Here is a 16,482-nt window from a genome sequence, read left to right on the forward strand (position 1 = left end):
TTAGGCCTTAAATCCTACAAAATCGATTTAATTGCATTACACATTTTGATGATTGACTCATCTTGCATTATGTAAGGCGGCATCATATAAATCAGTTTGCCAAACGGCCTTAACCACACGCCGTGTTCAATTAGCTGTTTTTGCACTTTGGCAACGTCAACAGCTTGCTTCATTTCAACAACACCAATTGCCCCGAGAATACGAACATTTGCCACAGAATCCACATTTTCAAGCTTTTGTAAGTGTGTTTTAAAACAATGTTCAATGCGCGTAATGTTACTTTGCCAGTCTGTTTTAAGCAGTAATTCAATGCTTTTATTGGCAACGGCACACGCGAGCGGGTTGGCCATAAATGTAGGTCCATGCATCATCACACCTGCATCGCCTTCACTAATACCAATTGCAACTTTATCCGTTGTTAAGGTTGCCGATAGCGTCATATAACCACCGGTCATTGCTTTACCAATACACATAATATCAGGCTCAATATTGGCATGTTCAACGGCAAACATTTTTCCTGTACGGCCAAAGCCCGTAGCGATTTCATCACAAATTAGCAGTATGTCGTACTCATCACATAATTCGCGCACCGCTTTTAAATAGTCGCTGTGATAAAAATTCATACCGCCAGCATTTTGTACAATCGGCTCTAAAATAAAGGCGGCAATATCCAAGTGATGCTCGTCAAAGTATTGCGCTAATATATCGCGCTCTGCACGGTCGAATGCGTCACCAAACTTACTTTTTGGTGCGGGAACAAAATAGTGCTCTGGTAAAAAGCCTTTGTACAACGAATGCATGCTATTAACCGGATCGCATACACTCATCGCCGCAAATGTATCGCCGTGATAACCTTTACTTAGTGCCATAAGTTTGTTTTTACGCGTATTACCTTTACTGCGCCAATATTGCATTGCCATTTTAATGGCAACTTCTACAGCAACGGAGCCTGAATCGGCTAAAAAGATACGCGTAAGCGAGTGTGGTGTAATGTCGAGTAGTTTTTTGCCAAGGTCAACTGCAGGTTGGTGGGTTAAACCGCCAAACATCACATGACTCATTTTATCAACTTGTTGCTTTATTGCGTTGTTAAGTTCAACGTTATTGTAGCCATGCAAAACGCTCCACCATGAGGCCATTCCATCAATTAATTTTTCACCCGTTTCCAAATGAATATGCACGCCATCAGCATGTGTAACTGGGTACACCGGCAGAGGATTTATCATTGACGTGTAGGGGTGCCATAAATGATTTTTATCAAAATCCAAATCAATTGTTTCTTTATTATTCAAATGTAAACCCTTAAAGGTTGCGTTTGGTTGACAATGAGATGTTGCTGCGTAGACTAGCGAAATTAAGTTCGAGAAACAAATAAAAACGAGAATTCCATGGAACAAGCTCAGGTGCGTAATAACTGGACACTCAGTGAAGTCAAGGCATTATTTAATATGCCGTTTAACGATTTACTGTTTCAAGCTGCCAGTGTTCATCGTCAACACTTTAATCCAAACAAAGTACAAATATCTACGCTGTTATCTATTAAAACGGGCGCATGTCCTGAAGATTGTAAGTACTGTCCTCAATCAGGTCATTATAAAACGGATCTAGAACGCGAGCGTTTGATGGAAGTTGAGAAAGTAGTCGAACAAGCGCGTATTGCTAAAAATAAGGGTGCTACACGTTTTTGTATGGGGGCTGCTTGGTCTGATCCGAAAGATCGCGATATGCCGTATATTGCAAAAATGGTGAAAGAGGTGAAAGAACTGGGTCTTGAAACCTGTATGACGCTGGGCATGCTTGATAACGATAAAGCACATGCACTGCGTGATGCGGGACTTGATTATTACAATCATAACTTAGATACCTCACCTGAATATTACCAACAAATCATCACTACACGAACCTACCAAGACAGACTCGATACCCTTGATCACGTGCGTGACGCGGGTATGAAAGTATGCTCGGGTGGCATTGTTGGTATGGGAGAACAAGCAAAAGACCGTTACGGTTTATTAATGCAGCTTGCAAATTTACCAAAGCAGCCAGAAAGTGTGCCAATTAACATGCTAGTAAAAGTAAAAGGCACGCCACTTGAAGATGTGGACGATTTAGATCATTTTGAGTTTATTCGTACGATTGCGGTTGCGCGCATTATGATGCCAAAAAGTTACGTTCGCTTAAGTGCAGGGCGTACGGCGATGAATGAACAGATGCAATCAATGTGTTTCTTTGCTGGTGCTAACTCAATTTTTTATGGTGATAAATTACTAACTACGGATAATCCAGAAGCAGACAGCGATATGATGCTAATTAAAAAGCTGGGTATGTCACCTGAAAGTGCTGAAGATTATTCCGATGAGGCATATCAAGCGTCGTTAGAATCAGCAATCGCTGATAAAGAAACATCAGAACTATTTTATCCAGCATAAATGGCGTTCGAATATTTAAGTAAGACGCTTGCCGCTAGGCAGCAAGCGTCTTTATACCGTCAGCGCATTGCCTTTGAGCGTGTTGGTCCACGTTTTTTGCTTAGAAATAATACACAGTATTTAAATTTCGCATCAAATGACTACCTTGGTTTAGGTGAAGAGCCAATTACGGGTTTAGAAAACACCTTAGGTGCGAGTAGTTCATCGTTAGTCACCGGCTACCAAAATGCACATATTGCACTTGAAAATTACCTCAAGTCTAAGCTCAATTATCAAGCGTGTTTATTGTTTAATTCGGGCTTTAGCGCTAACGCTAGTGTGCTTAAAAGTTTGATGAATGAAGCCAATAGTGAAATATTTCAAGATAAACTAAATCATGCCAGCTTGATTGACGGCGGCCTCGCAGCAAACGCAACGAATACTCGCTTTAATCATAACGATTTAAAACATTTAACACGTCGCTTAGAAAAATCTAAAGCGCAGCATAAGTTGATTGTGAGTGAAGGGGTGTTTTCTATGGATGGTGATAGTGCACCAGTTGCTGAGCTTTCGCACATCGCAAAACAACACAATGCCTGGTTAATGATTGATGATGCACATGGTTTTGGTGTAATGGGTAATCATGGTTTAGGCAGCTGTGATGACGTTAAACCAGAAATACTGATTATCACTTTTGGCAAAGCTTGCGCAAGCAGCGGGGCAGCTGTGTTATGTAGCCAAAATGTGGCCGACTATTTATTGCAATTTAACCGCGATTATACCTATTCAACCGCAATGTCGCCTTGGCTTGCATCGGCAACGCTTTCGCGATTAGAACGGCTTTATAGTGCCGATGAAAAACGGGCACGCCTTAAAGACAATATTGCGTATTTTAAAACCCTTGCAAGTAATCATAACCTTGCACTCATGCCGTCAAATAGCGCCATTCAACCGCTGGTGCTTGGCGATAGTGAAAGCTGTTTAGCGCTGAGTGAGTATTTAAAATCAAATGGTATTTGGCTTACGGCAATTAGACCACCAACGGTCCCTCATAATACAGCACGGCTAAGAATAACGATTACCGCTGCACACCAAGCAGCAGATATAGAACAGTTGATAAATCAGCTTGTTGATGGGTTAAAATTGTTATGATGTTGTCTGCGTTAACCAAAAAGCAAGCCACTGCGTCTCATTTTTCTAAAGCGGCCGAGCGCTATCAAAGTCATGCCCATGTGCAAAAGCAAGCAGCCGATATACTGTTAAAATCATTGGGTGCAAGGTATAAGGTCGCGCTTGATTTAGGCTGTGGCCCCTTTGTTAATTCGTTTGAACTTAAAAAACGCTGCGATTATCTTGTAAGCATGGATTTAAGTGAAAGCATGTTACAGCAAGGTGTTACACCTAGTATCTGCGCTGATATGGATACCTTACCGTTTCAGGGCGACTGTTTTGACCTGATATTTAGTAATTTTGCAATGCAATGGAGTAGTGATTTAGCGGCACTTTTAACCCATTTTTACCGTGTTTTAAAACCAGGTGGTCGCGCACACTTTAGTATTGTGGCCGATGGCACGTTGCAAGAAATTAAACATGCTTTCTCAGTGCTCGACAATGAACCTCACATAAATCGCTTTGTAACACAAAACGATATCGCCAATGCAGTTGCACATACGCCGTTTAAATTAATCAGTAGTAGCTTTTGTCATCATAAAATATTTTACGATAGCCCTAAGCTTGCCTTAAACTCTATTAAAGAAATTGGTGCAAATCATAAAGTTAATAGTAGCGAACAACCCAGTGGATTGATGGGTAAACGTAAATACCGTGCATTGTTAGCAAATTATCCAAAAGAGCAGGGGCAATTTCCGGTAAGTTACCAAGTTGCTTATATAGTGATAGAGAAATGAATCAAGTTTTTATAACTGGCACAGATACAGAAGTAGGTAAAACCTATGTATCGAGCCTTTTAATTAAATATATTAAACAGCATAAGCGAGCCGTTACCGGTTTCAAGCCGATTGCCGCAGGGGCTGAGCAGGCGTTTGGTGAGCTCGTCAATGAAGACGCGTTAACACTGCTGGAGTCTGGCAATGTAGCACTGCCGTACAAATTGATTAATCCGTTTTGCTTCGAACCACCCATTGCGCCACATATTGCAGCAAAAAAAGCCGGAGTAGAGATAAGTAAAACCGCACTATCAAGCCATTTAGGTGTGTTAAAGCAACAAGAGCTTGACCATTTGATAATCGAAGGTGCAGGCGGTTGGGCATTGCCAATTAATGATAATGACTTATTGTCAGATTGGGTTGCCGAACAAAACTTAACGGTGATTTTAGTTGTTGGTCTAAAATTAGGCTGTTTAAATCATGCATTATTGACGTTAAGTCATATCAAACAAAGCGGCGTGAAATGTGTTGGTTGGATAGCCAATTATGTTGACGATGGCATGTTAGAACAAGACGAAAATCTGCAAACCCTAAAAGCACGTTTAGATTGCCCCTTATTGGCCATTGCACCTAACTGTAAAAACGAAAAACCTAAGCTTCAAGTTTATCAAGCTCTTAACACTGCGCTTAATTTAGCTAATTGAAACGAGAGCGTGTTGTCGCTTTTTGATTTAGCCCACTAAATCTACAAAGCGACGCCGCGACCAAAGTGGTTTGGATTTGAACAAAATTTAGACCATAAAGATCAACACCCTCTAAATAACTTTATGTAAATTTCATGGTGTGTTTAGTTTTAAATAATATGTGTGTCATTTTGTAAATTTATCTTGAAACGTAATCAAAAGACACTATATAAAGCGGTAGAAAACACATTTTGAGGTAACAATGAAAAGAGTCGTATTGTTTTTAATTACTAACCTAGCGGTGATGCTGGTGTTAGGTATTGTGCTGTCGGTTATTATGTCAGTACTAGGCATAGAACACCGAAGCTTAGGTGGCATTTTATTAATTGCCACGTTGTTTGGTTTTGGTGGCTCGTTTATTTCGCTGTTTATGTCGAAATGGATGGCGAAAAAATCAACCGGTGCCCATGTTATTGAGCAACCGCGTTCTGACGTAGAAAAGTGGTTAGTTGAGCGTGTTGCAGAGCAAGCTAAAAAAGCCAACATTGCAATGCCAGAAGTAGCTATTTACGACAGTCCTGAAATGAACGCGTTCGCAACAGGGCCAAGTAAAAATAATTCACTGGTTGCGGTAAGTACTGGTTTATTACACAACATGAGTCAAGACGAAGCAGAAGCCGTTCTCGCCCATGAAGTGTCTCATATTGCCAATGGCGACATGGTTACACTTACGCTTATTCAAGGCGTTGTAAACACGTTTGTAATTGCCATCTCGAAGGTACTTGCAGGTATTGTCGATAACTTCTTAAATAGCGATGAAGAAGAGTCGGGTGGTTCTTGGACATACTTTATCTTTGATATGATCTTCCAAGTATTATTCGGTATTTTAGCAAGCTTTGTTGTGGCGTATTTTAGCCGTCAACGAGAGTTTGCTGCTGACAAAGGCGCTGCAGATCTTGTTGGTGCAGACAAAATGCGTGCGGCACTTGAGCGCCTTAAAGTTAATCATCCGTCACAACTAGAAGGATCGATGATGGCATTTGGTATTGCATCTGGTAAAGGTTTAATGGACTTAATGAGTTCACACCCTCCACTTGATGCGCGTATTAATGCATTAAAATAAGTACTGATTTAATACATATGAAAAAGGCGCCATTAGGCGCCTTTTTGTTGTTCTCGTTTTAGTTGATTGGGTAATAACGTTTCAACAATTTCTTTTGCTGGAATGGTATATCGCGTTCCGTCAAACATTACCGAAGCATTTTCGTCAATGCCAGTAATGCCTGTGAGCGTCCAGCCTTCACCACGCTTTTCACAATACACAGTTGTCGTTGGTGGTATCACTTTAAATTCAGGCATTGGTTTTTCTAACTAGTGAAACAATTGGCTTAATTTACCTTACAGATTAGAGAATTCACAGTTTTTAATTGAGAAAACGAAGGGATTATTGGATAATTCGCAACTCGCAATCCCACATCGCGAAAACAATTTTTAACATTCACAATGCGCTTGTTAATAATCTAAAAGTGCAATTAATGTGAATTGAGTGCCTAACTATGAGGAGTGACTATGACTGTTGGCATTATTATGGGTTCAAAATCAGATTGGCCTACCATGCAACACGCTGCAGATATGCTAGATAAATTCGGTGTTGAATATGAAACAAAGGTTGTTTCTGCACACCGTACGCCACAGTTATTAGCCGATTATGCCAGTACAGCAGCTGAGCGCGGTATTAAAGTAATTATTGCAGGTGCAGGCGGTGCAGCACACTTACCGGGTATGGCAGCTGCATTTACCAGCTTACCGGTACTGGGCGTTCCGGTTAAATCTAAAGCACTTAATGGTGTTGATTCACTTCTATCAATTTGCCAAATGCCAAAAGGTGTAGCGGTAGGTACGCTTGCGATTGGTGATCCGGGCGCTGCAAACGCTGGATTATTAGCGGCGCAAATTCTGGGTTGTCAGCAGCCTGAATTGCTAGCGAAAATCGACGAATTTAGAAAAAACCAAACTGACACTGTGTTAGCACATCCAAACCCAGCAGAATAATATGAATATTTTAGTTCTCGGCGCAGGCCAACTTGCCCGTATGATGAGTTTGGCAGGTGCGCCTCTTGATATAAATATCAAAGCCTATGATGTTGGTTCTAAGCACGTTGTTCACCCGCTAACACTCGCAGTGTATGAGCAAGACTTAGCCGCTGCTATTGCGGAATGTGACGCGATCACCGCAGAGTTTGAACATATTCCTGATGATGTATTAGCGTTATGTTGTCAAAGTGGCAAATTTTACCCAGGTAAAGATGCCATTAAGGCTGGCGGCGACCGTAGCATTGAAAAAGCACTATTAGATCAAGCGAATGTACCTTGTGCACCGTATTTACTTATTACCGAACGTGAACACTTAGACCGTGCCATTATCGATTTAGGATTGCCACTTGTGATCAAAACCTGTCAAGCAGGCTACGATGGTAAAGGGCAGTGGCGTATTAAAGCAGATTCTAATGTAGATCACATTTGGTCAGAAATGGCTGAGTTTATTGCTGCAGGTAGTGAAGATTTCCCACACACCATTATTGCTGAAAAAATGATTCCGTTTAAGCGTGAAGTTTCAGTGATTGGTGCACGCGATAAGCAGGGGAATACTGCGGTGTACCCTGTCACTGAAAACGAACATACCAACGGTGTACTTACGTTATCAGTTGCTACTGATATTGATGAGCAAATTCAAAGCCAGGCGTTAGCGGCATTTAATAAACTATCAGCAGCGATGGATTATGTTGGTGTACTGGCAATTGAGTTCTTTGATGTTGATGGCCAATTAATGGTTAATGAAATTGCACCTCGCGTTCATAACTCAGGTCATTGGACACAGCAAGGTACACTGTGTAGCCAGTTTGAAAACCACTTACGCGCTGTAGCTGGGTTGCCATTAGGTGATACTGCTATGATTGGGCCAAGTGCAATGATCAATGTGCTTGGTGAGCCGAGCATTCCTGCTGATGTGTTATCCGTTGCTGGAGTAACCAGTCATTGGTACGGCAAAGCAGTTCGCGCAGGTCGTAAAATGGGTCATATCAATGTCGTAGCGAGCAGTAATGTTGAGCTAGGTAAAAAACTTGCAGTGCTTGCAAACTATTTACCAGAAGATGCTTATCCAGGCGTTGCAGCACGTGCAGTTGAACTGTCTAAATAAGCTGTTTAGTTAACAATACAGCATGTGCATTAAAAAAAACGGTTGTACGCGTTAGTGTGTATAACCGTTTTTTATGCGTTTAATTATGCGTAAAGATAAAACCATTTAATTTAATTCTGATTGAATATCTACTTCAACATAAAATGGTACTGCGTTGTTGGTAATGTATTTACCTTGCAATAACCGTTCGTGTCCTTCTAAGTATTGCTCATGGTGACTTTGTTTATTGTTTATCATGGTTTGCCAAAAACTTCCGATATCAAGCGAAATAATTGACTCGTTTCCATCACAATAAAAGTGTTGATAGCGTGACCAGTTTTCAAGTTCATCTTGTTTAAGCCATTTAGCTAAACTTGTTTTATCAGGTCCGCGATAAATACGTAATCTAAACTTGCTCATAACAGGCTATTCAAATTGGATATAGTTAAAGGGTAGTCAATGACTATTGGATTTGAGAAATTAAAATAAATTTTTTGAATAAATTTTGAACTAATCGATGAATCGCACGGTCTATTACTTTGAAACGAGAAATTACTTTTCGTTTCGACCTAAATTGCTAGCGCAGAGTATTCGGCCAACACCTTGTTGGCCTTTTTTTGTTACAAATGTAATCGCTAAAATCACATAATAAAACGATAAGCGCAGTTTTATTATTGCCAATTGTTTGGTTAAATTAGTGTAATTTTAATTACAAAAAAACACACAATGTATAATAAATCTATTATTGCTCTTGCTGTAACTGCGTGTATTAGTTTGGCGGGTTGTAAAACCACTGAACAATCGACTATCGCAGCTGCTAACGAATTTTCACCAGTAGTTGAAACAACGACTCATAAAGGCCCAGAAACCATTACGTTAAAACAAGCTATGGCACACCCAGATTGGTTAGGTCGTCAACCTGAGCGTGCATTTTGGTCGTTTGATTCTAAGTCGGTAAATTATGCGCGCAAACAAGCGGGTAACGAATTACGCGATACCTACACTCGTATGTTGGACAAGCAAGGCAATGGTGATTTAGTATCGCTTGATAAATTGCACACACTCGGTGCGAAACAATTAACCTTTAGTCAAGATAACAAGTGGGTAGCGTATACCTTTAAAGGCAATATTTTTGCCGTTGAGCAAGCAACGGGTAAATTAAAGCAGCTGACCTTGAGTGATGATAATGCATCACAGCTTTTATTTTTAACTAGCGGTGAACTTGCATATCGAGTTAACAATAATTTCTACAAAATTAATGTAGAAACGGGCCTACGCTCACAAATAGCAGCACTTAAAGTTGCTGATAAACCAGAAGGCGTAAAAGAGCCAACAAGTTATATTGCTAAAGAGCAACATAAACTCATTGACTATGTAGCACTAACCCACAAGAACAAACAAGATAAACACGCCTACAACGAGTCATTAAAAACGCAAAACGAAAGCGTTATGAACGATACATATTACCTTGGTAAAGGTAATCGTATTGTCAGTGCAGTGGTATCACCAGCGGGCGACAAACTCATTACAGTTGTTACTAAAAGTTCACCATGGCGTGATGATGGCGATATTATGCCAAACTACATTGGTCAAAACGGTGAAATTGTTGCTGAAAAAGTAAGACGTCGTGTTGCCGATACTAAGCCATCTGGCTCAGAGTTGGTAATGATTGACCTCACTGAAAATACCCAAACAAGCCTACCATTCGATACATTACCAGGGTTTGATGAAGACGTATTAGCAAGTGTAAAAGCCGAAAACGCAAAAGCACAAGGTAAAACATACAAATCAGAAAAAGCACCTCGTCATATTAATTTAATGATGGACTGGGGTTGGTCACAAAATGCAATTCAGTGGAATAGTGATGGTTCACAAGTGGCTGTGATGCTTGAAGCGTTTGATAATAAAGATCGCTGGATTGCAACTGTAGACTTTGCAAGCAACAAACTGGTTTCACAACATCGCTTACATGATAAAGCCTGGGTTAACTATACGTACAATAATTTTGGTTGGTTAAATCAACAACCAGATACGCTGTATTATTTATCTGAGGAATCTGGTTACAGCCATATTTATACAAAAGCGCTTAAGGGTAAAGCACAGCAGCTAACAAGCGGTCAGTTTGTGGTATCAGAACTAACACAAGCTCGTAATAGCCAGTCAATTTTTTATAAAGCAAACAAAAAACACCCTGGCATATACGAAATCTACAAGCTAGATCTGACAACGGGTGAGAGCGTTGCTCAAACCGATTTAAACGGCATGACCGATTACCAGCTTAGCCCGGATGAATCAAAGCTATTGTTAACACACTCAAAATTAGCATTACCACCAGAGTTGTACGTAACTAATGTTGATGGCGATACGGTAACGCGTTTAACCAATACCGTATCTGATAAGTTCCTAAATACGCAACTTGTTGCACCAAAAATTGTAGCCGTTCCATCAAGCCATACTGAGCAGCCTATTTATGCAAAAGTGTATTATCCACGTGATTACAAAGAAGGTGAAACAGGTAAAGCACGCAAAGCGGTTATCTTTAACCACGGTGCAGGTTATCTACAAAATTCACATTTAGGTTGGTCAGGTTATTTCCGCGAATTTATGTTCCACTCATTCCTAGCAGAGCAAGGTTATGTGGTGATGGACATGGATTACCGTGCATCTAAAGGTTATGGACGCGATTGGCGTACCGCAATTTACCGCCATATGGGTAAGCCTGAAATTGAAGATTTAGCCGATGGTGTAAAATGGATGACTGAAAACGCTAATGTTAACGACCAGCGCGTTGGTACATATGGTGGTTCTTACGGTGGTTTTATGACCTTTATGGCATTGTTAACCCGTCCAGAATTATTCCAAGCGGGTGCCGCACTTCGTCCTGTATCGGACTGGGCATATTACAATAATCCGTATACATCGAATATTTTGAACCACCCAGATGTAGATCCAATTGCCTATAAGCGCAGCTCACCGATTTATTTCGCTGAAGGGTTAGAAAAACCATTGTTAATTAATGCGCCAATGATTGATGACAATGTATTTTTCCAAGACGTAGTGCGCTTAGTACAGCGTTTTATTGAACTTGAAAAAGAAAACTACGAAACGGCAATTTACCCGGTTGAGCCACATGGCTTTAAACAGCCTTCTTCGTGGTTAGATGAGTACCGTCGTATTTATAAGTTGTTTGAACAAAACTTATAATTTAAAAAGGCCGCATAGCGGCCTTTTTATTGGGTAATATTTTCGCGAAGTGCATGGCGGTTTAATTTCGCATAAACAAAAATACCGGATATTGCACCAATCAAGTGTGCTTCGGTAGCCACCCGTGCATTAATTAGTTGTCCTAATTCAGCACTTGGTCCAGCATATTGCTCCCATGCAATTTTTAACCAAACACCAATAAACAAAAGATAACCCGTTTTCATACCTTGTTGGCAGTCAATTAACGCGCCAACAATGATTAAACCATGTAAAACACCACTTAACCCATTGTAAAGTGTATTTTCTGGATAAAAAATATAAAGCCCACCGCCGGTGTATAGCGCCAGTAAAAGAAGTGCTAATGCGTATTTTCTCGCATCATAATATTCGCCGTGTAACGCCCAGATGAGCGCAACGCCTGCTAGGTTTAACATTAAATGGTAGCTATTTGAGTGACTAAAATGAGCAGTAATAAGTCGCCAGTATTCACCATGAGAAAATAAGCTTCGGTTATATTCAAATAACTCACTGAGCGGCGTTGCAAAAATAATTATCGCGGCAAAAATAAGAACAAGCGGGGCAGTGATATAACGTTTATCGGTTGGAAGGTTTAACATTCGCTATCTGTGTTAATCAATATCAAATGTCTGTAAGATTATCACAAATAATAGATTTGCTTAATTATGAAAACATTAAAACAGACTCTCTCACAAATACTTATCGCATCGAGCTTATTCTCATTCAATGTTAGCGCCACCATCGTTGGTGAACCAGAAGCAAATACCGGCTTTACTAAAAAACAACAAGTCATTGCTGATAAGTTTATGGTTGCGGCTGCTAACCCTTATGCGGTAAAAGCAGGTCACGCAATTTTGGCTAACGGTGGTAGCGCCGTTGATGCCGCAATTGCAGTTCAATTAGTACTAACATTAGTAGAACCTCAATCGTCTGGTATTGGCGGCGGGTTGTTTCTGATGCATTACGATAAAGCTAATAGTCATTTAACTAGCTTTGATGGACGTGAAACTGCGCCAGCGAATGCGAGTGAATCTTTGTTTTTAGATGAAAATGGTAAACCAATTCGCTGGATTAATGCGGTAGTAGGTGGACGTTCAGTGGGAGTACCTGGCGCGCTAGCTGCGCTAGAAAAAGCGCACAGTCGTTATGGTAAATTGCCATGGCATACATTATTTACTGATGCGATACAATTGGCGCAAGAAGGCTTTGTGGTATCACCGCGACTTGAAAAACTGGTCAGTCTGCAAATAAACCCTGGGGTTGCATTAATTGATGCCACCAAAGATTACTTTATGCCAAATGGCGCAGCGCTAAAGGCAGGCACAGTTAAAACTAATGTAAAGCTAGCGAACTTATATAAAGCGATTGCTAAAAACGGTATCGGCGCGTTTTATCAAGGCGAAAATGCAAAGCAACTTGTTGAAACCGTAACAAATTCATCCATTGCGCCAGGCAAAATCAGCCTTCAAGATCTAGCCAATTATAAAAGTGTTGAGCGAAAGCCCGTATGTGCACCGTATAGAACATATAAAGTGTGCTCTATGGCGCCGCCGAGTTCAGGTGGTATTACGGTACTGCAAATTATGGCGTTACTTGAAAACAGTAAAGCACCACTTAATACATCGTGGGAAGTTGAATCAATTCATGCGTTTACTCAGGCATCACGCCTAGCGTTTGCGGATCGTGACCACTATATTGCTGATCCTGACTTTATCGACGTACCTGTCGCGCAAATGTTGGATAAAAATTATCTACAAGAGCGTAGTAAACTAATTAGTGATAAAGACATGGGCATGGCGTTACCTGGCGAATTTTCACAAGATTGGTCTGTCGCGCAGGTTAATTACGAACAACCATCAACGTCTCATGTGTCAATTGTAGATAGCGCGGGTAATGCGGTTTCAATGACAACATCAATTGAAATGGGTTTTGGCTCAGCGTTAATGGTGAATGGTTACCTGCTAAATAACCAACTTACTGATTTTACCTTTAATCCTAAGATTGACGGTAAACCTGTGGCAAATCGTGTTGAGCCAAATAAGCGTCCGCGTTCTTCTATGTCGCCGGTTATGGTGTTTAATCACGACGGTAGTTTAAAAATGGTTATCGGTTCGCCGGGTGGTTCACGCATTATCAATTATGTAGCCAAAGCACTTGTTGGCGTACTTGATTTTGGTTTAACGCCACAACAGGCGATAGAGCTTGCCAACATTACTAACCGTAACCGTGTGACGACACTTGAAAAAGGCAGTGACGTAACACGTTATAAAGCAGCACTTGAAGCACGCGGCCACAAAGTCGTTATTCGCGATTTAAATTCGGGTATTCACGCGGTAATGATTGAGGGTAATAAACTTATCGGTGCTGCGGATCCGCGCCGTGAAGGCATAGCACTCGGACAATAAACTGAGGCAAAGTAAATAGATTGATAGCAATACGTTAAACTTGGTTAATTTGAGGCAAGAATCATTGCTTTAACGTGTTGCTACTTAGATAATGTTTTCAATTATTCGTTATTTATCTTATAGTTTTGCATTTTTAAACTTTAGTCTAATAATTAAAGCTATTACAACACACCTCCAAGAATACAATGACAGAACACACACATAAAAATTATTTGTACATCCCTTATGCTGGGCCGACGCTAATTGAAACACCGCTATTAAATAAAGGCAGTGCTTTTAGCCAGCGCGAACGCGAACAGTTTAACTTAGCGGGTTTATTGCCGCCAATTTTTGAATCAATCGAAGAACAAGTTGAGCGTTGTTATCAGCAGTACAAAAGCTTCACCAATAACTTAAATAAGCACATTTATTTACGTGCCATTCACGACACTAACGAGACCTTGTTCTTCCGTTTAGTACGTGATCACTTAGAAGAAATGATGCCGATTATTTATACTCCAACGGTAGGTGAAGCGTGTGAGCGTTTTTCTGATATTTATCGCAAACACCGCGGTTTATTTATTTCGTATGAAGACCGCCATAGTATCGATGATATTTTACGTAACGCCACCAAAGGTAAAGTAAAAGTAATCGTAGTTACTGACGGTGAGCGTATTCTTGGTTTAGGTGACCAAGGTATTGGTGGTATGGGTATTCCTATTGGTAAATTATCACTTTATACCGCAGTAGGCGGCATTAGCCCAGCGTATACATTACCGGTAATGCTTGATGTGGGTACCAATAACCAAGCGCTACTAGATGATCCTATGTATATGGGGCGTCGTCATAAGCGTATTTCGCAAGAACAATACGACGAGTTTTTAGAGCTATTTATTAACGCAGTTAAACGCCGTTGGCCAAATGTTATGTTGCAGTTCGAAGACTTTGCACAGCCAAACGCAATGCCGTTATTACAACGTTACCGTGACCGCATTTGTAGCTTTAACGATGATATTCAAGGCACAGCTTCGGTTACCGTAGGTTCATTATTAGCTGCGTGTCGTGTTAAAGGTGAAGCGCTATCTGCACAAAAAGTGGTATTTGTTGGCGCCGGCTCTGCAGGTTGCGGGATTGCCGAGCAAATTATTGCGCAAATGGTAAGTGAAGGTATTAGTGAAGCGCAGGCGCGTTCGCAAATTTTTATGGTTGACCGTTTTGGTTTATTAACCGAAGGTATGCGCGATTTACGTGACTTCCAACAAGTATTAACACAGAAAAAAGATGCTATTAGCGATTGGAATTACAGCGGCGATTATGCATCTTTGCTTGATGTAATGAACTGCGCAAAACCAAATATTTTAATTGGTGTATCGGGTCAACCAGGTCTATTTACTGAGCAGGTAATTAAGGCAATGCATCAAGGTAGTCAGCAGCCGATTATCTTCCCGCTAAGTAACCCAATCAAACAAGTTGAAGCGATGCCTGAAGACGTGATTGCGTGGACCAACGGTGAGGCAATTGTGGCAACGGGTAGCCCATTTGAACCAGTTACCTTTAATGGCAAAGAGCACATTATTCCACAATGTAACAATAGCTATATTTTCCCTGGCATTGGCCTAGGTGTAGTTGCAGTGGGTGCCAAGCGTATTACCGACGAAATGCTGATGATAGCGAGTGAAACCCTTGCCGCAGAATCGCCAAGAGCAAATACAGGTGAAGGTAGTTTGTTACCGCCGCTAACTAAAGTTGAATCGCTTTCTAAAAAGATTGCGTTTAACGTTGCGAAAAAAGCCATTGAACAAGGCGTGGCGCTTGAGATTTCAGATGAAAAATTAGCGAGCCTAATTGAAAAGAACTACTGGTTACCTGAATACCGTGATTATAAGCGCGTAAGCATTTAGGTTTATCGTTTGATAATAAAAAGCCCTGCAAATATGCAGGGCTTTTTAGTTTAAAAATGATATTTAACTAGCAAATTGACATTGTTTTCGTCAACACCACGTATGCCAAATTTATCAAGCCAATAAACGTATTCGATACCTATGTATAATTTTGAATCGATATTTAAATGCGGGGCAACATCATATTTTAGCTGCGACGTGAAATTCATCTGTGCGTCGCTGTTGTCTCTGCTTGTTGCATAATCAATAAAACCATCATAATAAAGCGGACCAATTGGTAAACCCCATGTAACGGTTGTTTGGTAGTTATTATCACCATGCTCATTGTTACGGTAGTATAGGTTTACATTGAAAAAATCAAAGTAGGGCACATCAAACCCTGCACCTACGCCGTATAAGTAGTTTGTTAAGCTTGAACCAAAACCATCATGGGATGAAAACGTGCCGTACTCAATTGTAGTGGCAACATAAAGCGCTTTAACGGGATTGTTTTCAAAGTCGGTGATTTTAAAGCGTGGCGAAAATTCGCCGTAGGTTTCTTTATCACCATTGTCAGATTCCAGACGGTCAACAAAAGTAAAGCTGTCTCCCCAGCTTGTAACCGCAAAGTGTTCTAGCGTTACGATTTGTTTTTTATTGTCGCCTACTTCATAGTTATTACCGTTTAAGTAACTCACACTAAAGTCAGAGAAATGTGTTTTTGCAGAAACCGTTGTTGAAAGACAAAGCGCTGCGAGTGATACAAGATGTGTTGTTATTTTCACAAAAGCCTCAGGTAGGGTTTTATTATAAATTTAATAGAATTTTAGCAGATTGTAGG

15 protein-coding genes are annotated in these 16,482 nt (G+C 40.6%); 10 read left to right on the plus strand and 5 right to left on the minus strand.

Annotation, left to right across the window (positions count from 1 at the left end; translation table 11 throughout):
* Positions 1-14 precede the first annotated feature (14 nt).
* Positions 15-1,292 (minus strand): adenosylmethionine--8-amino-7-oxononanoate transaminase, encoded by a 1,278-nt coding sequence (bioA, locus tag AC2IOM_RS11105; RefSeq protein ID WP_486358388.1) that lies wholly within the window; start codon positions 1,290-1,292, stop codon positions 15-17.
* A gap of 96 nt (positions 1,293-1,388) precedes the next feature.
* Between bioA and bioB the strand changes: the two genes are divergently transcribed.
* From bioB to htpX, 5 genes are all read left to right on the plus strand, one after another.
* Positions 1,389-2,429 carry a biotin synthase BioB gene (gene bioB / locus AC2IOM_RS11110; protein ID WP_105171355.1) on the plus strand — a complete coding sequence of 347 codons (1,041 nt, stop codon included), beginning with the start codon at positions 1,389-1,391 and terminating at the stop codon, positions 2,427-2,429.
* The gene (locus AC2IOM_RS11115; protein ID WP_486358389.1) at positions 2,430-3,560 is read left to right on the plus strand and encodes an 8-amino-7-oxononanoate synthase; all 1,131 of its coding nucleotides are present in this window, start codon (positions 2,430-2,432) and stop codon (positions 3,558-3,560) included. It begins immediately after the preceding gene.
* Positions 3,557-4,315, plus strand: coding sequence for a malonyl-ACP O-methyltransferase BioC (bioC, locus tag AC2IOM_RS11120; RefSeq protein WP_486358390.1), 759 nt, complete (start codon positions 3,557-3,559; stop codon positions 4,313-4,315). Before AC2IOM_RS11115 ends, bioC begins: the two co-directional genes overlap by 4 nt.
* Complete coding sequence (gene bioD, locus AC2IOM_RS11125) at positions 4,312-4,998, plus strand: dethiobiotin synthase (protein ID WP_486358391.1); 687 nt, start codon at positions 4,312-4,314, stop codon at positions 4,996-4,998. Before bioC ends, bioD begins: the two co-directional genes overlap by 4 nt.
* A 241-nt stretch (positions 4,999-5,239) precedes the next feature.
* Positions 5,240-6,100, plus strand: a complete 861-nt coding sequence (htpX, locus tag AC2IOM_RS11130) for a protease HtpX (protein ID WP_138632575.1) — start codon at positions 5,240-5,242, stop codon at positions 6,098-6,100.
* A gap of 32 nt (positions 6,101-6,132) precedes the next feature.
* On the opposite strand, the gene AC2IOM_RS11135 is transcribed toward htpX, so the two are convergent.
* Positions 6,133-6,336, minus strand: a complete 204-nt coding sequence (locus tag AC2IOM_RS11135; RefSeq protein ID WP_010560066.1) for a hypothetical protein — start codon at positions 6,334-6,336, stop codon at positions 6,133-6,135.
* A 210-nt stretch (positions 6,337-6,546) separates the two neighbouring features.
* Here AC2IOM_RS11135 and purE point away from each other — a divergent pair, with 210 nt between their 5' ends.
* Together purE and AC2IOM_RS11145 are read left to right on the plus strand one after the other, a co-directional pair.
* On the plus strand, positions 6,547-7,029 hold the full coding sequence (purE, locus tag AC2IOM_RS11140) for a 5-(carboxyamino)imidazole ribonucleotide mutase (protein ID WP_010560067.1): 483 nt from the start codon (positions 6,547-6,549) through the stop codon (positions 7,027-7,029).
* A 1-nt stretch (position 7,030) separates the two neighbouring features.
* Positions 7,031-8,176, plus strand: a complete 1,146-nt coding sequence (locus tag AC2IOM_RS11145; RefSeq protein ID WP_486358392.1) for a 5-(carboxyamino)imidazole ribonucleotide synthase — start codon at positions 7,031-7,033, stop codon at positions 8,174-8,176.
* Between the two features lie 105 nt (positions 8,177-8,281).
* On the opposite strand, the gene AC2IOM_RS11150 is transcribed toward AC2IOM_RS11145, so the two are convergent.
* Positions 8,282-8,575: a hypothetical protein gene (locus tag AC2IOM_RS11150; RefSeq protein WP_010560069.1), complete on the minus strand. Its 294-nt coding sequence runs from the start codon at positions 8,573-8,575 to the stop codon at positions 8,282-8,284.
* 306 nt (positions 8,576-8,881) lie between these two features.
* On the opposite strand from AC2IOM_RS11150, the gene AC2IOM_RS11155 reads away from it, so the two are divergent.
* Positions 8,882-11,359, plus strand: coding sequence for a S9 family peptidase (locus AC2IOM_RS11155; protein WP_486358393.1), 2,478 nt, complete (start codon positions 8,882-8,884; stop codon positions 11,357-11,359).
* A gap of 26 nt (positions 11,360-11,385) precedes the next feature.
* Here AC2IOM_RS11155 and rrtA read toward each other — a convergent pair whose 3' ends face one another.
* On the minus strand, positions 11,386-11,976 hold the full coding sequence (rrtA, locus tag AC2IOM_RS11160; protein WP_486358394.1) for a rhombosortase: 591 nt from the start codon (positions 11,974-11,976) through the stop codon (positions 11,386-11,388).
* 66 nt (positions 11,977-12,042) lie between these two features.
* Between rrtA and ggt the strand changes: the two genes are divergently transcribed.
* Together ggt and AC2IOM_RS11170 are read left to right on the plus strand one after the other, a co-directional pair.
* Positions 12,043-13,782 (plus strand): gamma-glutamyltransferase, encoded by a 1,740-nt coding sequence (ggt, locus tag AC2IOM_RS11165; protein ID WP_486358395.1) that lies wholly within the window; start codon positions 12,043-12,045, stop codon positions 13,780-13,782.
* A 185-nt stretch (positions 13,783-13,967) separates the two neighbouring features.
* Positions 13,968-15,662 carry an NAD-dependent malic enzyme gene (locus tag AC2IOM_RS11170; RefSeq protein WP_486358396.1) on the plus strand — a complete coding sequence of 565 codons (1,695 nt, stop codon included), beginning with the start codon at positions 13,968-13,970 and terminating at the stop codon, positions 15,660-15,662.
* Between the two features lie 50 nt (positions 15,663-15,712).
* Here the strand turns inward: AC2IOM_RS11170 and AC2IOM_RS11175 are convergent, their stop codons facing one another.
* Positions 15,713-16,426: a nucleoside-binding protein gene (locus tag AC2IOM_RS11175; RefSeq protein WP_486358397.1), complete on the minus strand. Its 714-nt coding sequence runs from the start codon at positions 16,424-16,426 to the stop codon at positions 15,713-15,715.
* Positions 16,427-16,482: the final 56 nt, after the last annotated feature.

Source organism: Pseudoalteromonas sp. NS-SX12 (assembly GCF_057367955.1).